Origin of the sequence: Haloechinothrix aidingensis (assembly GCF_013450155.1) — a bacterium.
GTDB classification, from domain to species: domain Bacteria; phylum Actinomycetota; class Actinomycetes; order Mycobacteriales; family Pseudonocardiaceae; genus Haloechinothrix; species Haloechinothrix aidingensis.
Window position 1 is genome coordinate 384969 of record NZ_JACCKD010000003.1, and the last position, 18623, is coordinate 403591.

Consider the following 18623-nt stretch of genomic DNA (forward strand, 5'->3'; position numbering starts at 1 on the left):
CCTCACATCCTGAAGACGCCGAACCGGTCCGTCCCCCGCACCTCGGCGTTGTGGATCGACGACAGGCTCATACCGAGCACGGTCCTGGTGTCCCGCGGATCGATGATGCCGTCGTCGTAGAGCATCCCGGACAGGAACATCGGCAGGGACTCCGCCTCGATCTGTTGCTCGACCGCCTGGCGCATGGCCGCGTCGTTGTCCTCGTCGTAGGCCTCGCCTCGGCTCGCCGCGGACTCTCTGGCCACGATGGACAGCACACCCGCCAGTTGCTGCGGTCCCATCACCGCGGACTTCGCGCTCGGCCAGGCGAACAGGAAGCGCGGGTCGTACGCGCGGCCGCACATGCCGTAGTGGCCTGCCCCGTACGACGCGCCCATCAGCACGGAGATGTGCGGGACGGTGGAGTTCGACACCGCGTTGATCATCATCGCGCCGTGCTTGATGATGCCGAGCTGCTCGTACTCCTTGCCGACCATGTAGCCGGTGGTGTTGTGCAGGAACACCAGCGGTGTGTCCGTCTGGTTGGCGAGCTGGATGAACTGGGTGGCCTTCTGGGACTCCTCGCTGAACAGGACCCCGCGCGCGTTGGCGAGGATCCCGACGGGGTAGCCGTGGATATCGGCCCAACCGGTGACGAGGCTGTTTCCGTACAGTGGCTTGAACTCGTCGAAGTCGGAACCGTCGACCACGCGGGCGATGACTTCCTTCGGGTCGAAGGGCACCTTGAGGTCGTTCGGTACCACCCCGAGGAGCTCCTCGGGGTCGTAGTGCGGCTCGGTGTACTCACCCCGGGGCGCGGGCCCGAGCTTGTCCCAGTTGAACCGCCGGACGATACTGCGCCCGATACGGATCGCGTCCTCCTCGTCGACGGCGAGGAAGTCGGCGAGCCCCGAGGACCGTGCGTGCATCTCCGCGCCGCCGAGCGACTCGTCGTCGGACTCCTCCCCGGTGGCCATCTTGACCAGCGGTGGTCCACCGAGGAAGACCTTGGCCTGCTCGGCGACCATCACGACGTAGTCCGACATCCCCGGCAGGTACGCACCACCGGCCGTGGAGCTGCCGAACACCAGCGACACGGTCGGCACCCGCTGGGCCGAGGAACGCGTCAGGTTGTGGAACGTCCTGCCGCCCGGGATGAAGATCTCCTTCTGCGCGGGCAGGTCCGCCCCACCCGACTCGACCAGGTGGATCACGGGCAGGCGGTTGCGTTCGGCGATCTCGGCGGCGCGCAGGCTCTTCTTCAGGCCCCACGGGTTCGTCGCGCCGCCCTTCACGGTGGGGTCGTTGGCGATGAGCATGCACTCCACGCCTTCCACCACACCGATCCCGACCACGACGCTGCCGCCGACCCGGTACTCGGAGCCCCATGCCGCCAGCGGGGACAGCTCGAGGAACGGCGAGTCCTCGTCGATCAGCAGCTCGATGCGTTCCCTGGCGAGCAGCTTGCCCCGCTCCTTGTGCCTGGCGACGTACTTCGCGCCGCCACCCTCGATGGCCTTGGCGTGCTCGCCCTCGACCTCGTCCAGCTTGGACAGCATCGCGTCCCGGTTGGTGACGAACTCCTCGGCCGAGGTGTCCACCATGGATTTGAGTACGGTCATGATGTGAATCCCAATCGGTTCGCGGCAAGGGATGTCATGATCTCGTTGGTTCCTCCGCCGATGCCGAGAATGCGCATGTCGCGGTACTGCCGTTCGACCTCGGCCTCGCGCATGTAGCCGAGCCCGCCGTGCAGCTGCACCGCCTCGTGGACGACCCACTCACCGGCGGAGACCGCGGTGTTCTTGGCGAAGGCCACCTGGGCGATCATGTCCTCGCCCGCGGCGTGACGCACGGCCACATCGCGGGTATAGGTGCGCGCCACGTCCACTCGCCGCGCCATCTCGGTGAGGGTGTGCTGCACGAGCTGCCGGGAGACCAGCGGGCGCCCGAACGTCTCGCGGTCGCGGCACCACTGCACGGTCAGGTCGAGCGCGCGCTGCGCAGCGGCGTAAGCCTGTACCGCGAGCCCGAGGCGCTCGCCGACGAAGTTCTGCGCGATCTGGACGAATCCGGTGTTCTCCTCGCCGACCAGGTTCGCCGCCGGCACCCGGCAGTCGGTGAACGTCAGCTCGGCTGTGTCCGAGCACTGCCAGCCCATCTTGTCCAGCTTGCGGCTGACCGTGAAGCCAGGGGTGTCTCGTTCGATCACCAGCAGCGAGATGCCGTGCGCGCCCGGCTCACCCGTGCGCACGGCGGTGGTGACGAAGTCGGCCCTCGTGCCTGAGGTGATGAACGTCTTGGCACCGTTGACCACGTAGTCCGCGCCGTCCCGCTTGGCCGTGGTCCGCAGCCCGGCCACATCCGACCCGCCGTCCGGCTCGGTGATGGCAAGCGCGCCGATGGCCTCACCTGCCAGCGTGGGGCGTACCCAGCGGTCCAGCTGTCCGGGATCGTCGGCGGCGACGATGTGCGGCAGGGCGATGCCGTTGGTGAACAGCGATGCGATCACACCACCCGGAGCTCCGGCATAGAGCATCTCCTCGGTCACCACGAGGGAGTCGATGATGTCTCCCCCGCCGCCGCCCGCCGACTCCGGGAAGGCCACCCCGAGCAGGCCGAGTTCGGCTGCCTTGCGATGCAGCTCGCGCGGCAGCTCGCCGTCGCGCTCCCACGCCCCGGCGAAGGGCAGCACCTCGCGCTCGGTGAAGCGGCGCACCGTATCGCGCAGGGCGCGGCGCTCGTCGGTCTCGAACTCGTTCACAGCAACTCCTCGGGTATCTCGACATGCCGCGATCGCAACCACTCGCCGAGAGCCTTCGCCTGGGGATCGAAACGGGCCTGCGATGCCACACCGTCCCCGAGAATGCCGTCGATCACGAAGTTCACGGCGAGCATGTTCGGCAGGACGTACCGGCGGACCGGTAGGTCGGCTGTCTCCGGCAGAAGCCGCTTGAGCTCGTCCACGGTCAGCGTGTGCACCAACCACCGCCATGCCTCGGCGCCGCGAACCCAGACACCCAGGTTCGCGGTTCCCCCCTTGTCCCCGCTGCGTGCCCCGGCGATCCGTCCCAGCGGCGCCGTACGTGTCGTGCCGGACCCGGCCGACCCGGCCGGTTCCGGTGACGCGGGCTCGTCCGGCTCGGCGACCTCACGGGTCTCGGGTGCGGGCGCGATGTCCACGCGCTCGCCGTCCGGTAGCACGGCCACGTGCGGCACCTCGGCCGCGCCGACGAAGGTCGTGCCGTACGCCCCGTACGGGGTCGCGTCGGCCGGGGGCGCTGTCACGTGGAAACCCGGATAGCTCGCCAGGGCCAGCTCGATGGCCGCACCGCTGAAGGCCCGCCCCACGACGGCGGGGTCGCTGTCCTTGACCACGCAGTGCAGCAGTGCGCTGGCGCCCTCCTCGGTATCGGCGTCGGTGCTGTCCGTGCGCGCCAGTGACCAGCGCAGCTCGCTCGGTGCGGTGTCGAGCGCCGCCACCAGCTGCCGTTGCACGAGCTCGGCCTTGGCCTCGATATCCAGGCCGGTGAGCACGAAAGTGACCTGGTTGCGGTATCCGCCGAGGGCGTTGAGCCCGACCTTGAGGCGGGCAGGGGGCTCCTGCCCGCGTACCCCGCTGATCCGGACCCGGTCGACGTCCTCGGCGTGCAGTTCGATCGTGTCGAACCGGGCCGTGACATCGGGACCGGCGTAGCTGGGGCCCGCGATCTCGTAGAGCAGCTGCGCGGTCACACTGTCCACGGTGACGGCACCGCCGGTCCCGGGGTGTTTGGTGATCACGCTGGACCCGTCGCTGTCGACCTCCGCGATCGGAAAGCCCGGCCGGGTCATGTCGCCTATTTCGGTGAAGAACGCCAGGTTGCCCCCCGTGGCCTGCGCCCCGCACTCGATCACGTGCCCGGCCACGACAGCTCCGGCGAGCGCGTCGTAGTCGGTTCGCCGCCAGCCGAAGTGTGCTGCCGCGGGTCCGACCACCAGCGAGGCGTCGGTGACCCGGCCGGTGACGACGATGTCGGCGCCCGCGCCGAGTGCCTCGGCGATGCCCCAGGCACCGAGGTAGGCATTGGCGGTCAACGGGGCCAGCTCACGCCCGTCAGCCGTGTGCACGGCCAGACCCAGGTCCTGCGCCCGCTCTCGCAGGTCATCGCCTTCGACGTGCGCGACGGACAGCGGAACCTCGAGCTCCTCGGCCAGCTCACGCAGCGCGGTGGCCAGCCCTGCCGGGTTCAGCCCCCCGGCGTTGGCCACGATCGCCACCCCGGCCTGCTTGGCGAGAGCGAGGTTCTCACGCATCTGGCGCAGGAACGTCCTCGCGTAACCCCTGGATGGGTCCTTGAGCAGATCCCGCCCCAGGATGAGCATGGTCAGCTCGGCAAGGTAGTCACCGGTGAGCACGTCGAGCTGCCCACCGGCGAGCATCTCGCGCACCGCGTCGAACCGGTCTCCGTAGAAGCCCGATGCGTTCCCGATCCGGATCATGCGAACTGCCCAGCCTTCCGTCCCCGACCGGGTGGTCCCGCGAATGCCTGTGCGATTCCCAGCCAGCGACCGGCCTCGTCTCCCTCGGCGGTGAGCGCGGTGTCGTCCGGGTGCCGCCGCTGCGTCACCACAAGGCAGAACTCCAGTGCGCTGCCGGTCACCCGCTGGCGCGCATCCTCGGGTCCCCATGTCCACTGCCGGCCCGTGGGCCCCTCGAGCTCCACGCGGAATTCCTCGGCGGGGGGCTGCAACGAGTGCGCGAGGTAGGCGAAGTCACGGGTACGGACCCCGATGTGGGCGACGTGCCGCAGTCGTTCCGTGCCGGTCCGCACCACGCCGAGCGCGTCCGCGACGTCCTGACCGTGCGCCCAGGTTTCCATCAGCCGCGCGGTCGCCATGGATGCGGGCTTCATCGGCGGGCCGAACCACGGGAGCTTGGTCCCCTCTTGCAGCTCCGCGAGCGCGCTGCGCAGCCGCGACCGCCCGGTGCGCCATGTCGCGAGCAGTTCCGTCACGTCCTTGCCCGCTCCCCGTTCCGCGGCCGTGTCCACGAAGCCCTCCGGATCGTTCGCCGCCAGGTCCAGCTCGGACCGGAACGCTTCCGGCCGGGTTGCCGCCAGCAGCGCCACTTCATCGGTCCAGGCGAGGTGGGCGATCTGGTGTGCGATCGTCCACCCTGGTGCGGGAGTCGGCAACCGCCACTTCCCTGCCGGCAGTTCGGCGACCAGAGTATCCAGGTCGGCGCCCTCGGCATCGAGGTCGTCGAGTAGTTCCACCAGCTGAACCATGCACGTCTCCTTCGGCGATGCCGGAAGCATGGCATCGGCACCAGAAAAAAGCAAGCATGAGTGCTTGTTTATTCGGGTGAGTCCGCGCGGACACTCTTGACGTACTGTCAATTGCGGCGGGACAGTAGCCGTGTGATCGGCACCGGGAGGTGAGGGGTCATGGGGACCGCGCTCAGCAAGGCTACCGATGCCGTGCGCGGACGGGTGCCGCCGCTGACCGCAGTGCCCCTGCCCCGTGCGGTCGATGCCCGGTGGCTCGCGCCACGCGGGCGGAGCGAGCCGCTGGCCGATCCCCCGCCGGGCAGCGGGCTGACCGCGGTGCCAGGTGACTTCGGTCCACCGTTCGTCGGGCACAGCCTCACCGCGATGCGCTTCGGCCCCGACTTCGCCCTCCGCCGTTACGAGCGCTACGGGCCGGTGTCCTGGATGGGCATGTTCGGGCAACGCATGGTGGCGCTCGCGGGCCCGGATGCCACCCAGACCGCCCTGATCAACAAGGACAAGGTGTTCTCCCAGCAGGGCTGGAACTTCTTCATCGAGCGGTTCTTCCACCGCGGCTTGATGCTGCTGGACTTCGGCGAGCACCGCATGCACCGCAGGATCATGCAGGAGGCGTTCACCCGAGATCGCCTTGCCGCCTACACCGAGGAGATGACCCGGGTCGCGCGCGAGGGCATCCGGCAGTGGCCGACCGGCAGTACGATGCGGCTGTACTGGGCGCTCAAGCAGCTCACGCTGGATATAGCCGCTCGCGTGTTCATGGACATGCCGCCTGGGGAGCGTGCCGACGAGCTCAACAGGGCGTTCGTGGACACGGTGCGCGGGGGTACCGCCCTCATCCGGCATCCGGTACCCGGCGGCCGGTGGTCGGCGGGACTGAGCGGCAGGAAGGTGCTGGAACGGTTCTTCGCCGAGCGGCTCGCCGACAAGCGCGCCGGCTCCGGCAGTGACCTGTTCTCGGCGCTGTGCCACGCCACGGACTCCGATGGCGAGCGGTTCAGCGACGAGGACGTCATCAACCACATGATCTTCCTGATGATGGCGGCGCACGACACCTCGACCATCACCAGTACAGCGGCCGCCTACTACCTCGGTACGCACCCCGACTGGCAGGAGCGTGCCAGGGAGGAGTCCCGCGCGCTCGGTACGGGCTCCCCCGATCTGGAGGCCCTCGAGTCGCTGCACACCCTGGACCTCGTCATCAAGGAGTCCTTGCGCATGGTGGCGCCGGTACCCAGCCTGCCCCGCAAGGCGCTGACCGATACCGAGGTGCTCGGCCACTACATCCCGCAAGGCACCCTCATCGGCGTCTCGCCTGCCGTCAACCACTTCACCCCGGAGTGCTGGACCGACCCGATGACGTTCGACCCGGAGCGTTTCTCTCCGGGCAGGCGTGAGGACAAGTCGCACCGGTTCGCCTGGATTCCGTTCGGCGGTGGGGCACATAAATGCATCGGCATGCATTTCGGCACCATCGAGGTCAAAGCCTTGCTGCACGAGCTCCTGATGCATTACACGTGGTCACTTCCGCAGGACTACCTTGCCCGTTGGGACTATGTCGCCCTGCCGGTGCCTGTCGATGGTCTCCCGGTCCGGCTACGCGCAGTTACGGACCGCACCCGCGCGTGACACGGCAATCGGCCGTCCTGCCTGCTCCTTTCCCCTGTGGGAGCGTCGCGAACCGGTGTACATGTTGATAACGTTATGTATCCGTGAGTGTCGCTCGCGTCACTCATTTGGCCGGTAGACATCCCCACCTGTTCGTGGTCGTTTGGCAAGGTCACTGCTGGACCAAGTAGTGCGGTCAAGTGAGTCGGGGACGATCGCGGCGGCCGCTGCCGCGAGTGCACGACGGTTCGGGGCCGAAGCCATGGCCAGAGAGGTGACCAGAGAGGTGAACCGTGGACGACCATAGTGAGGCCGAGCTCACGCGACGATGGTCGGAGGCGTTGACGCACACTCGGGGCGTCGATCTCGAGCGGGACGAGGCCGAGCGGATGATCGGCCAGATCGTCGCCGAGGCGCGCGAGGACCTGCGGACCGCGCACACCGCCGCGGTGGAGCGGTTCGCCCGCATCTACGCTCACGCGCCGGTAGGCATCGCACTGACGGACGAGTCCGGCACGATCGCCGAGGCCAACGCGGCGCTCGCCACCGTCCTCGGCGACTCACCGGAGCAGCTGCGTGGGCAGTGCCTTCCCGACCTCGTGACGACAGCCGACGGCGCCCAGCTCCTGCGGGAGCACCTGGCCGACGTCCAGCACGGTGGCGAGCCCCGGCAGCTGCACGTCGACTTCCGGCACAGCACGGACGAGGAGCATCGCACCGTCGTCACCCTGACCACGCTGCCCGCCGACACCACCGACCGCGAGTACCCGGTGGCGATGGTCCAGGACGTCAACCAGGAGCACTCCCTCGGCGAGCGGTTGCTGCACCAGAACGTGCACGACCCGCTGACCGGGTTGCCCAACGCCGGCAGCTTCGAGAACCACCTGGAAGCGTGGCTGGCCGACCCCTCGCGCTCGCGCATCGCGCTGGTCTTCTTCGACCTCGACGGGTTCCGGGTGATCAACGACGGGCTCGGCTCCGAGGTCGGCGATGCGCTGCTGCGTGCCGTCGCAGGCAAGCTCACAGACACGTTCAGCACCCCCGACACTTTCGTCGCACGCCTGACGGGGGACGGCTTCGGTGTCCTCGTGCGCGGTGAGCTGACCACGAACGAGGTGATCGAGCAGGTCAGCGGCGCGTTGAACGAGCTGAGCGAGCCCATCTACATCGGTGGTGAAGCGGTCGGCGTCAACGCCAGCGCAGGGATCGTGGTCCAGGGCACCGGGGAAGGGCAGGCGCGCGACCTCAAACGTAAGGGCGAGACCACACTGCACCGCGCGAAGGAGCGCGGCCGGGCCCAGTGGGTGCTGTTCGAGCACGATGCCGACGCTGCCGACCGCGACCGCTATCGCATGGCGGCGTCGCTGGCAGGCGCCCTGGAGAACGGCGAGTTCGAGCTGGTGTACCAGCCGACCGTCAAATTGGACGGCAGCGGTGCCCTGCCCGTGGTCAACGCGATGCTGCAGTGGGACCACCCGGAATGGGGACGGCTGCCGAGCGAGGAATTCCTGCCCATGGCCGACGCTACCGGGATGACCCTGCCGATCGGGCGGTGGATGCTGACCGAGGCACTGTCCACGCACGCGCGCTGGCGCGAGAGCATCGGCGACGACGGCACGGTTCCCGACCTGTGCCTCCGGCTTCCCACCCGCCTGGCCATCGACCACGACCTGGTGGGAATGGTCAAGCGCGATCTCGAGAACACCGGTGTCCCTCCGCAGTCGCTCCGGCTGTGCGCCGCGGCCGACACCGTGCGCGACCCGCGCGGCGAGGTGCTCGACTCGCTCGGTGTGCTGCGCGAGCTGGGTGCCCAGCTGGTGCTGGAGGTCTCGTCGGTGGCCGACCTCGAAGTGATCCACAGACACTCGCTGCCGGTCAGCTACGTCGTCCTCGTCGGCTCCATCATCGAGGGGCTGGGGCGCCGGACCGACGACGAGCCCCGCTCGGCGGTCCGGCATATCGACCACCTTCTCGCCACCGCGGCCGAGCTCGGTGTCCGGGCCGGAGCCGAAGGTGTGCGCACCGCCGAACAGGCGCGCAAGCTCGGCGAACTGGGCGTGATAGCCGCGCGCGGACCGTTCTACCTGGAGTCCGCGTCGGCGGAGCGGATCGAGACATTGCTCACCGGCTCGGCGAGCGAGGTCGCCCGGACCGGGGGTTGGTGACGGGACCGTCCCGGTCCCCCTGGCTCACACCGAGCACGGTAGGCAGGATTGTCCGCATGAAGGTCGCAGAGATCGCCCCCGACTTCACCCTCGCGGACCATACCGGCGCCGAGCGGAGCCTGTCCGGGCTCGTGGCGGCGGGCCCGGTCGTGTTGTTCTTCTACCCCGCCGCTATGACACCCGGATGCACCGCGGAGAGCTGTCACTTCCGGGACATGGCCGCCGAGTTCGCACAGCTCGACGCCCAGCGTGTCGGTATCAGCCCCGATCCGGTCGACAAGCAGGCGACGTTCGCCGACAAGCACCGTTTCGACTACCCCCTGCTGTCCGATCCGGACGGCGAGGTCGCCGCGCGGTTCGGGGTACGGCGGCGGTTCGGTCCGCTGCTGACCAAACGCCAGACGTTCGTCATCGACACCGACCGCCGGGTCCTCGAGGTCATCAAGAGCGAGGTCCGGATGAGCGTGCACGCCGAGAAGGCGTTGGCGGCCCTGCGGAGCAGGTCCTCGTGACGGCACGCACGCCGCGCGGCACGCTACTCGAAGACCAGCTCCTCGGGGACCGGCTGGTCCGTCCGTAAGGCGTCGAACATCTGCTGTGCCCGCGCCTCGTCCATCGCGGACGCCGCAGCCGATGCCACCGGAACCGTCGTGGTCACCACGGAGTCATCCGAGATGCCGCGCATGGACCATGCCAGCCGGACGAGGTGGTGCAGCCGGTCGCTGTCGTCCACTGTGAGCGCGTCCGGTCCGGCGGAAAGCAGGGGTATCAGCCGGAACGGGTTGAGTACCGTCGCGGGGCTGGCAGCCTGGTCGGCGAGCGCGCCGATGAAGCGGCGCTGGTTGGCGACCCTGTCCAGGTCGGAACGTGGCGTGGCGTCGCTGTGACGCATGCGCACGAAGTGCAGCGCCTCCTCGCCACTGAGCTTGCGATTACCTGCCTCGACAGTCCGTCCCGTCCGGGTGTCGTGCATATCGGACTCGATGTTCAACTCCACGCCACCGATCGCGTCCACGATGTCCTCGAACCCCGCGAGGCCGATCTCGGCGTAGTGATCGATGCGCAGGCCGGTGGCCTGTTCGACGGTGCGGACCAGGGTCGGCGCACCACCGAGGGAGTAGGCCGAGTTCACCCGCCCGGACCCGTGACCGGGAATGGCCAGCCGCAGGTCCCGTGGCACGCTCATGAGGGTCGGCCGGGTGTCGTTGTCCGGCAGGTGCGCCACCATGATGGTGTCGGCCACCCTGCCGCCGCTGTCGCCGGTCGACAGGCGCTGCTGGTCCTCCGGATCGAGCCCTTCCCGGCTGTCCGACCCCACGATGAGCCAGTTCGTACCCGATGCGGCGGCGGGCCTGCCCTCGTAGTCGTTGACGGCCTCGACGCGGTCGAGCGAGAAGTCCACGTAGACCCACGCCGCGACGAGCGCCAGCAGCAGCACAAGGAACACGCTCATCAGCACACGTCCCGGGCGCCTGCGCCGCTTGCGCATCCGCTTCGGCCGCACCGTGGGGCGGTGCGGCGGCTGGGATGGCGGCTGCTCGCGGCCCCGCCCCCGACCGCCTGCCGCCCGAGCGGACCCGCGCCCGGGTAGCGGCATCATCTGGGTCGGCTGGTGTTCGCGTCGCTGCCCGCGCCGGCCACCCCCCTGCCAGCCGGGCTGGGTGCGTGGCGCACCACGATCCGCCCTCCGGTCATCGCCTCCGCGAAAACTCATCACGGTCCCTTCCGTGCGGCCGCTTCCCGTGCGCGTGGGCGGCCCATCCGGCCACGTCCACACCTACCTCCTCGGCGGCGGCTTGGCACCGGTACGGGCGACGGCGGACACCCACGAATGTGACGCACATAATCCCACCGTACGGTCGCACCGAGCGCGGCGCCCCCGCGCGGGCGCCTGCGGTGTTCGTGCCGGACGCGCAGCCGGCGGTGCCTACAGCGCGATCTCGAGTCGGCGGGCGGCCGGGTACGACCTGGCTCGTTCGAGGACGCCGTCCGGGTGGCCCACCGCGAAAGCGTCCCTGGCGAACGCCCGAACGACGTGGCTCCAGACGCCGGGGCGGCGCAGCATACGATGCTCCTCCCCGACCACGAGGAACCGCAGCACCTCGCTACCCGCACAGGCCCGCTCGGCGAACGCGTACGAGCTCTCCGGGCTGGTCACGCTGTCCTCGCTGCCGTGAACGAGTACCGTCCGGACCGACTCCAGCTGGCCCGTCCAGTCCTTCTCGGTAGTCCAGGGCGCGAGGCCGCACACCGCGGTGACCGCCGGGTCGTCCGCGAGGCGGAAGGCGACCCGTCCGCCCATGGAATGGCCGACCAGCGCGACGGGTACCCCGGGACGCAGCGCACGCAGTCGCGCCATAGCCATACGACCGTCGTGCACCGGATCCAGCCGGGGTGCGTTCCAACCGCGCACCCGGTTGCGGAGCAACCACACCTCGATGCCCTGCCCGGCGACCGCACGCCACACCACACCGGCAAGATGGGCCATCCGCAGGAACGGCGGTGACCAGGGCCGTACCTCGCGCACGCCGTGTTGCGCTCCGCCGTGCAGGACCATCACCACCCCTCTGGTCGGGCCACGGGCGGGCAGCACGGACAGTCCGGGGCGGCGGATCACTTCGCGGGGCCAGGTATGCACCTCGCCATCCTCACGCGGCCGGCTCCGTCTCCGCGAACTGGGTCCGGTAGAGGTCGGCGTACCGGCCACCCGCTTCGAGGAGCTCCTGGTGGGTACCACGCTCGACGATGGTGCCGCCGTCGACGACCAGGATCTGGTCTGCGGAGCGGATGGTCGACAGCCGGTGGGCGATGATCAGCGCCGTCCGCCCGTCGAGCGCGTCAGCGAGCGCGGCGGCGACCGCGGCCTCGGACTCGGCGTCGAGGTGGGCCGTCGCCTCGTCGAGCACGACGACGCGTGGCTGCGCCAGCAGCAGCCGCGCTATCGTCAGGCGTTGCCGTTCCCCTCCGGAGAGCCGGTACCCGCGATCCCCGACGACGGTGTCGAGCCCGTCGGGAAGGGAGGCGACCAGCGATCCGAGACGCGCGCGGTCGAGCGCGGCGTACATCTGTTCCTCGGTGGCGTCCCTGCTCGCGTAGGCGAGGTTCTCCCGGATCGTGTCGTGGAAGAGGTGGCCGTCCTGAGCGACCACGCCGACCGTCTCGCGCAGGCTGGCGAAGCTCACCTCGCGCACGTCCACCCCGGCAAGCCGCACCGAGCCCGTGTCGACGTCGTACAGCCGCGGTACCAGCGAGGCGATCGTGGACTTGCCCGCTCCGGAGGCGCCGACCAGCGCGACCGTCCGGCCGGCTTGCACCCGGAAATCGACGCCGTTCAGGACCTGCTCACCTTCGCGGGAGTCCAGCGTGGCGACCTCCTCGAGCGAGGCAAGCGAGACGTGCTCGGCAGGCGGGTAGGCGAACCGTACATCGCGCAGCTCCACGGACACCTCACCCGCGGGAATCCGCCGCGCGTCCGGATGTTCGGTGATGGCCGGCTCGAGGTCGAGCACCTCGAAGATGCGCTCGAAGGACACCAGCGCGGTCATGATGTCCACCCGCAGGTTCGCCAGCGCCGTCAGCGGTGTGTACAGACGGGTCAGGAGCAGGGCCATGGCGACCACGGTCCCGGCGTCCAGCGCACCGCCGAGGGCCAGCCAGCCACCCAGGCCGTACACCAGGGCCAGCGCGAGCGCCGAGACCAGCGTCAGCGTGGTCATGAACCAGCGGGTCAGCATCGCGGTGCGCACCCCGACATCGCGCACCTGTGCGGCATGCTGCCCGAACTCGACGGCCTCCGCGTGCGGATCACCGAGCAGCTTCACCAGCGTGGCACCCGACGCGGAGAACCGTTCCGTCATCTGGGTGGTCATTCCGGAGTTGAGCCGAGCGGCTTCGCGTTGCAGGTGTGCCATCCGCCGGGCGATGCGGCGGGCGGGAAGTACGAACACCGGAAGCAGTACCAAGGCAAGTGCGGTGATCTGCCAGGACAGCGTGACCATCACCGCGACGGCGAGTATCAGCTGGACGGAGTTGGTGACCAGTCCGGACAGCGTCGCGGTGAACGTGCGCTGGGCGCCGATGACGTCGTTGTTCAGCCTGCTCACCAGCGCACCGGTGCGGGTGCGATGGAAGAACGCGACCGGCATGCGCTGGACGTGCTCGAAGACCGCGCGGCGCAGGTCGTAGATCAGCCCTTCGCCGATCCGGGCGGACTGCCACCGCTCGGCGAGGCCGACAGCCGCATCGAGACACGCCACGGCCGCGATCACCAGCGCCAGGATCACGACCATCCGGGTGTCTTGCCTGTCCACGATGGTGTTGACGACCTCGCCCGCCAGTAACGGGGTACTCACCGCCAGCACGGCCCCGACCACGGTGAGGACGCCGAAGACCGACAGGCGGGCCCAGTACGGTCGGGAGAATCCGGCTACCCGGGAGATCGTGCCCGTGCGGAGTCGCGCCGGGGCGTCGACGCCGCGCATCGTGCTACTCAGCAGTGACCATGTATTGTCCATCGCCCCGGCACACCTTCCGAAGTTAATCAATACTCGAAGTTTATGCGCTTCCTGAGCAGGTTAACGCATCATCGAGTCGCATTGATTCCCGGAAGGCGCAACCCGGCCGATCCGCACGGGCGCGACAGGGACTCGCCCGCACACCGGCGCCGATCTCCGGGCGCCGGCGCGCACGCGTTCCGGCGCTGCCGGACGGGCTCGCGGGCGGTTCGGCCGGCAGGCCAGGACGTCAGGCACACGCGTCCGCGCACGGTCACACGGACGTACGCGCCCGGGACGGCGTCCCGCCCCATCGAGCGTCATCTGCGGATCCCGCGGGCGAACGGCCGCGGTGCCGCCGGACCCGCCCCGCCATCGGGCCCTGCGTCGCCACAGTGCTCACACCGGCGATGCGGCCGAGCCGGGCGGTGTAGCCGCTGGTACTGCTCGGGACATTCCTGGTGGCGGACCGGCCCGCCACCCTGGCACGGCCCGCACGCCTGGCAGGGCTACTTCTTCCTCGTCCGGGTAGCTCCGCCACGTCCGCGGAGCTGCACACCGGACTCGCAGAGCACCCGGTGCACGAAACCGTAGGAGCGCCCGGTCGATTCCGCGAGGCTCCGGATGCTCTCGCCCTTCTCGTACTTCTTCTTCAGGTCGGCCGCCAACTTGTCCCGTGAGTCACCGGTGATGCGCGCGCCCTTCTTCAGATCAGCCACGATATCCCGCCTCCTACCGGAGAGTGGTGTGGGCCACAGCCAGCCCCTTATGTCGCAATGATCGAACACTGCGCCGCAGAACGCCAGACGGGAGAGGAAAATGCCCTGGAAGATCACCCACGGACGGCCTAATCACGTCCGTGGAACCCACCACGCCGCCGGAACGGAGCCGCGGGTGTACCCGCGGTCCGGCCAGAGCCGGCAGCGTGGCCTCGGCCGGACCGGCTGTCGTCCGGTGGTGCTATGCCAGCTCCACCAGTTCCCGGTACTCCTCGGACCAGAAGTCCTCGTTGCCGTCGGGCAGCAGGATCACCCGTTCCGGGTCGAGCGCGTCGACGGCACCGGGGTCGTGCGTGACGAGCACGACCGCGCCTGCGTAGCTGCGTAGCGCGTCGAGAACCTGCTCCCGGCTGGCCGGGTCGAGGTTGTTCGTCGGCTCGTCGAGCAGCAGCACGTTCGCGGCGCTGGAGACCAGGCCCGCGAGTGCGAGACGTGTCTTCTCCCCACCGGAGAGCGTCTCGGCAGGCTGGTTCAGTTGCTCGCCGGAGAACAGGAACGTGCCGAGCAGGGTTCGTAGCTCCTGCTCACCGGTGTCCGGGGCCAGGTGCCGGATGTTCTCCCACACGCTCGCCGAGTGGTCGAGGGTCTCGTGCTCCTGAGCGTAGTACCCGATACGCAAACCGTGCCCGGACACGGTACGGCCGGCGTCGGGTCGCTCCAACCCGCCGAGCAGCCGGAGCAACGTGGTCTTGCCCGCACCGTTGAGGCCGAGGACCACCACTTTCGAACCCTTGTCGATCGCGAGGTCGACACCTGTGAAGATCTCCAGCGAGCCGTAGGACTTCGACAGCCCTTCCGCGCTTAGCGGCGTCTTCCCGCACGGCGCGGGAGCGGGGAACGTGATCGACGCCGTCTTGTCGTTGGTGCGCTCGGACTCCAGGTTCGCGAGCATCTCGTCGGCCCTGCGCGCCATGTTCTTCGCGGCGACCGCCTTGGTGGCCTTCGCGCCGAGCTTGGCGGCCTGCTGCTGCAGCGCCGAAGCCTTGCGCTCGGCGTTGGCTCGCTCGCGCCTGCGTCGCTTCTCGTCCGTCGCGCGGGCGTCGAGGTAGCGGCTCCAGCTCATGTTGTAGACGTCCAGTTCGCCGCGCTGGGCGTCCAGGAACCACACCTTGTTCACGACCTCGTCGAGCAGGTCGACGTCGTGGCTGATCACGACGAGGCCACCCTCGTGGGCCTTGAGGAAGGCACGCAACCAGCTGATCGAGTCGGCGTCGAGGTGGTTGGTCGGCTCGTCCAGCAGCAGGATGCGGTTCGACTTGGCTCCGAGCCCGCCCTCTGTCGCGGCGAACAGGATCCTGGCCAGCTCAACCCTCCTGCGTTGCCCGCCGGACAGCGTCTCGAGGGGCTGGCCGAGCACCCGCTGCTCGAGGCCGAGGTTCACGCAGATGCGGGTCGCCTCGCTCTCGGCAGCGTAACCGCCGAGCGAGGCGAACCGTTCCTCCAGCCTGCCGTAGGTCCGCACGGCGCGTTCCCGCGCCGTGTCATCGGCAAGCTCTGCCATGGCGACCTGCGACTTCTCCATCTCCCGCGCGATCTCGTCGAGGCCCCGTGCGGAGAGAACCCGGTCGTTCGCGGTGACCGACAGGTCGCCTTCTCGCGGGTCCTGCGGCAGGTATCCCAGCTCGGTGGCCCGGGTGATCTCACCGGCATACGGTTGCCCCTCACCAGCCAGCGCGCGCAGCGTGCTCGTCTTTCCCGCGCCGTTGCGGCCGACGAGACCGATGCGGTCCCCCGGCTGGACGCGTAACGCCGTGTCGGTGAGCAGGATGCGCGAACCGGCGCGCAGTTCAAGGCCGGTAGCCGTGATCACAAGCGACTCCGTATGCTGACGATCGGTGGTCGGGTGGGTATAACGTTGCCGCCGGAGCTACGACCCGTTCGGGGAGCCTCAGGCGGGTACCGTGCCTATGTCAGGGATTATTCCAGGCGAACGACCATCACCTCAGTGTACGGATCGCCGACGGTTCGTCGCGGTGGGGCGTGCGCAGGCTCACCCCTGGGCGGTGTCGGGATCGGTGATCACGATCTCCACCGCGCGGGCCCGCACCGCGGCCTCGTCAAGGACCCGGCGCCGCGGCTCGGGCACGTCGAGCACGTCCCCCCGCACCAGCTCGAGGGCCGGACGCAGGCGGGAGTCCGCCCGCAGCTCGTCCAGCGCCGCCCGGTCACCGCCGAGAATCACCGCGTCCAGCCGCTCGACCTCGGCGAGCACGACCTCCGCGACATCGTCGGCCGCCCTGCGCAACGCCTGCCGCGCCTGCCCCTGCCGCCTGCGCGCGAAGCGCTGCTGGGACCAGCCACCCGCGGAGGTACGGCCCTGCACGTGATGACGGTCGGTACGCGAGGCCACCACGGAGTCGCCATCGGCTATCCCGACGCTGTGCGCACCGGCCCGGACCAGGATCAACCCGATACGCCTCTCCCGGCAGGCATGCTCGACGAGCTCGTCCACGGCGAGGCCGGGCACCGAGGCGTGCCCGTCGACGCGGGGCGGGAGCGGGGCGAACGGCACCGTTGCCGTCGCCGTGGTGCCGTTTCCACCGGTGACGGTGACCGCTTCCGGGGTGCGCCGGGTGTCACGGATCCCGCCGTTTCGGGCCGCGAAGTTGTCGAACCACCGCCGCAACCGTTCCGGTGGGACCTCCACCGCACGGCCACCGCCCGCGACCTGGCGTGCCTTCACAGGACGAACGACTCCGACCACGGAGTCAGCGCCCGCCCGGACAGCGAGTCAAGCAGCGCGACCCCCTGCTTGTCCGTCAGCGACGCCACGAAGTCCACGATCGCACGGCCCCGCGCGAGCGTCCGGATGTCGTACTCGTGTCCCGCGCCTGCCGGGCGCGCGAGTCGCAGCAGCTCGGGACTGTCCCTGTCGAGGCGCTGGTACTCGGTCGTGGCCAGCTCGACGAGGTCGTGCAACCTGCGCGGGATGCGGTACCACTCGCTGCCGTCGCGTACCCACTCGTCCAGCTCGCGGACCAGGTTCCGCAGCAACGAAGCCTGCCCTCGCTGGTGCAGCGCCAGGTCGGGACGCAGCAACACGAACCGGCTGTGTACCCACTTCAGGATCTGCACCTCGTGCCACTGCTCGGTGCGCAGCGTCACGTGCCCCGACCGGGTGGACGGTGACTCGGTGAGGACGATCCCCTCCACCAGCCGTTCGGTCCAGCGCGTCGAGAACTCGGCGATCGCCTGCTCGGCCTCGACCGAACCGTCGAACACGGCCGCGAGTAACCCGTCGACCAGCTCACGGCGCACCCTGGCTACCGCGTACGCGAAGGCGTCGTCGTCGACGATCCACGAGTCCTTGGCGTGCAACCGGCGACGGAGCCGTTCCAGCGAGTACCCCGAGCGCCCGTCCCGGGTGGCCATCCTCTCCTCGGGCACCGTCGACAGCTCGAGCGCGTGCCGGGTCCACTGCTCCAGCTCCCCTGCCACGCTCGCCTGCTGGAGCACGCCGATGCGGTGGAAGTCCTGCAGATCGTGGATGGCGTAGGCGATGTCGTCGGCAGTATCCATCACCGAGGCCTCGACCGTCTGTTGCCACGGCTCGATGTATCGCCGGAACGGCTCGCGCGCCTGCGCGACGTCGTCGAGCTCGGTGAAGTAGGCCGAGTACTTGCTCGAACCGGTGCCGGGAGCCTCGGCGGGCTCACCGGCCCCGCGGGGCGGCACCGCCATCGCGGACGGGTGTGGCTGGGGCACACCGAGGCGCGCCCACGGGTACTTCAGCACCGCTGCCCGCACCGCCGCGGTCAGATCGAGCCCCACGGCCGTCGGGCCGCGTACGTCCGTCGTGGTGAGGATCCGGAACGTCTGCGCGTTGCCCTCGAACCCGTCGGTGAGCCCGAAACGTTCCCGCGCCACCTCGTCGAGCACCTGCTCGCCGAGGTGCCCGAACGGCGGGTGCCCCAGGTCATGCGCAAGCGCGGCGGCCTCGACCACATCGGGGTCGCATCCACCGAGCTTGTCGACCACCGCGGCGTCGCTCGCGTCGGCGGTGAGCCGATCCGCGATCGCACGCGCGACCTGTGCCACCTTCAGGCTGTGCGTGAGCCTGTTGTGCAGCAGGCCCGAGTCGGTCGTGCTGACGACCTGGGTCACGCCTCCGAGCCGGGCGAAGAACGGGGATGTGGCGATGCGGTCCCGGTCGGTGCGAAACGCCGCGTTCGAGCTCTCGGCCGCGGCGGCCGTCGCGTCCCTGCGGGCCGTCCGGCCTCCGGCGGCATCATCGGTACTGCTTGTCATCCCACTCACCCCTCTACCGTAATCCTCGCTTCCCCGCCACGCGCGAGCCCGGACCGGTAGTGGTGGCATAGCCTCGAGGGC

Annotated in this window: 14 protein-coding genes; 3 read left to right on the plus strand and 11 right to left on the minus strand. The window is 69.6% G+C overall.

Going from position 1 to position 18623, the window contains the following annotated elements:
* Positions 1–2: 2 nt before the first annotated feature.
* Genes H0B56_RS10200 through H0B56_RS10210 form a run of 4 tightly spaced genes read right to left on the minus strand, consistent with a single transcriptional unit; the run spans position 3 to position 5249 of the window.
* The gene (locus tag H0B56_RS10200; protein ID WP_180892733.1) at positions 3–1601 is read right to left on the minus strand and encodes an acyl-CoA carboxylase subunit beta; all 1599 of its coding nucleotides are present in this window, start codon (positions 1599–1601) and stop codon (positions 3–5) included.
* Positions 1598–2743 carry an acyl-CoA dehydrogenase family protein gene (locus H0B56_RS10205; protein WP_343063837.1) on the minus strand — a complete coding sequence of 382 codons (1146 nt, stop codon included), beginning with the start codon at positions 2741–2743 and terminating at the stop codon, positions 1598–1600. Before H0B56_RS10205 ends, H0B56_RS10200 begins: the two co-directional genes overlap by 4 nt.
* Complete coding sequence (locus H0B56_RS22800; RefSeq protein WP_246361021.1) at positions 2740–4461, minus strand: acyclic terpene utilization AtuA family protein; 1722 nt, start codon at positions 4459–4461, stop codon at positions 2740–2742. Before H0B56_RS22800 ends, H0B56_RS10205 begins: the two co-directional genes overlap by 4 nt.
* Complete coding sequence (locus H0B56_RS10210) at positions 4458–5249, minus strand: TIGR03084 family metal-binding protein (RefSeq protein WP_180892735.1); 792 nt, start codon at positions 5247–5249, stop codon at positions 4458–4460. The genes H0B56_RS22800 and H0B56_RS10210 overlap by 4 nt, the downstream gene beginning before the upstream one ends.
* Positions 5250–5408: 159 nt before the next feature.
* Between H0B56_RS10210 and H0B56_RS10215 the strand changes: the two genes are divergently transcribed.
* From H0B56_RS10215 to H0B56_RS10225, 3 genes are all read left to right on the plus strand, one after another.
* Positions 5409–6878 carry a cytochrome P450 gene (locus tag H0B56_RS10215; RefSeq protein ID WP_180892736.1) on the plus strand — a complete coding sequence of 490 codons (1470 nt, stop codon included), beginning with the start codon at positions 5409–5411 and terminating at the stop codon, positions 6876–6878.
* A gap of 272 nt (positions 6879–7150) precedes the next feature.
* Positions 7151–9022 carry an EAL domain-containing protein gene (locus tag H0B56_RS10220; RefSeq protein WP_343063838.1) on the plus strand — a complete coding sequence of 624 codons (1872 nt, stop codon included), beginning with the start codon at positions 7151–7153 and terminating at the stop codon, positions 9020–9022.
* Positions 9023–9078: 56 nt separating this feature from the next.
* On the plus strand, positions 9079–9534 hold the full coding sequence (locus H0B56_RS10225; protein ID WP_180892737.1) for a peroxiredoxin: 456 nt from the start codon (positions 9079–9081) through the stop codon (positions 9532–9534).
* Between the two features lie 23 nt (positions 9535–9557).
* Here H0B56_RS10225 and H0B56_RS10230 read toward each other — a convergent pair whose 3' ends face one another.
* The 7 genes from H0B56_RS10230 to H0B56_RS10260 form a co-directional block, all read right to left on the minus strand.
* A complete protein-coding gene (locus H0B56_RS10230; RefSeq protein ID WP_246361022.1) occupies positions 9558–10475 on the minus strand; it encodes an LCP family protein in 918 nt (305 codons plus the stop codon).
* A 474-nt stretch (positions 10476–10949) separates the two neighbouring features.
* Positions 10950–11660: an alpha/beta hydrolase gene (locus H0B56_RS10235; RefSeq protein ID WP_343063839.1), complete on the minus strand. Its 711-nt coding sequence runs from the start codon at positions 11658–11660 to the stop codon at positions 10950–10952.
* A gap of 10 nt (positions 11661–11670) precedes the next feature.
* Entirely contained in the window at positions 11671–13536 is a 1866-nt protein-coding gene (locus H0B56_RS10240; protein ID WP_180892739.1) for an ABC transporter ATP-binding protein, read from the minus strand.
* Between the two features lie 488 nt (positions 13537–14024).
* Positions 14025–14234 (minus strand): helix-turn-helix domain-containing protein, encoded by a 210-nt coding sequence (locus H0B56_RS10245; protein WP_089302697.1) that lies wholly within the window; start codon positions 14232–14234, stop codon positions 14025–14027.
* A 241-nt stretch (positions 14235–14475) separates the two neighbouring features.
* On the minus strand, positions 14476–16104 hold the full coding sequence (locus tag H0B56_RS10250) for an ATP-binding cassette domain-containing protein (RefSeq protein ID WP_180892740.1): 1629 nt from the start codon (positions 16102–16104) through the stop codon (positions 14476–14478).
* 180 nt (positions 16105–16284) lie between these two features.
* The gene (locus H0B56_RS10255; RefSeq protein WP_180892741.1) at positions 16285–16977 is read right to left on the minus strand and encodes an acVLRF1 family peptidyl-tRNA hydrolase; all 693 of its coding nucleotides are present in this window, start codon (positions 16975–16977) and stop codon (positions 16285–16287) included.
* Positions 16974–18542, minus strand: a complete 1569-nt coding sequence (locus H0B56_RS10260; RefSeq protein ID WP_180892742.1) for a deoxyguanosinetriphosphate triphosphohydrolase family protein — start codon at positions 18540–18542, stop codon at positions 16974–16976. The genes H0B56_RS10255 and H0B56_RS10260 overlap by 4 nt, the downstream gene beginning before the upstream one ends.
* Positions 18543–18623: the final 81 nt, after the last annotated feature.

Excerpts from the sequence above, each read along its gene's own strand:
- H0B56_RS10200 (WP_180892733.1), bottom strand. The coding sequence starts at position 1,601 with ATGACCGTACTCAAATCCATGGTGGACACCTCGGCCGAGGAGTTCGTC.
- H0B56_RS22800 (WP_246361021.1), bottom strand. The coding sequence starts at position 4,461 with ATGATCCGGATCGGGAACGCATCGGGCTTCTACGGAGACCGGTTCGAC.
- H0B56_RS10210 (WP_180892735.1), bottom strand. The coding sequence starts at position 5,249 with ATGGTTCAGCTGGTGGAACTACTCGACGACCTCGATGCCGAGGGCGCC.
- H0B56_RS10215 (WP_180892736.1), top strand. The coding sequence starts at position 5,409 with ATGGGGACCGCGCTCAGCAAGGCTACCGATGCCGTGCGCGGACGGGTG.
- H0B56_RS10225 (WP_180892737.1), top strand. The coding sequence starts at position 9,079 with ATGAAGGTCGCAGAGATCGCCCCCGACTTCACCCTCGCGGACCATACC.
- H0B56_RS10230 (WP_246361022.1), bottom strand. The coding sequence starts at position 10,475 with ATGAGCGTGTTCCTTGTGCTGCTGCTGGCGCTCGTCGCGGCGTGGGTC.
- H0B56_RS10240 (WP_180892739.1), bottom strand. The coding sequence starts at position 13,536 with ATGGACAATACATGGTCACTGCTGAGTAGCACGATGCGCGGCGTCGAC.
- H0B56_RS10260 (WP_180892742.1), bottom strand. The coding sequence starts at position 18,542 with ATGACAAGCAGTACCGATGATGCCGCCGGAGGCCGGACGGCCCGCAGG.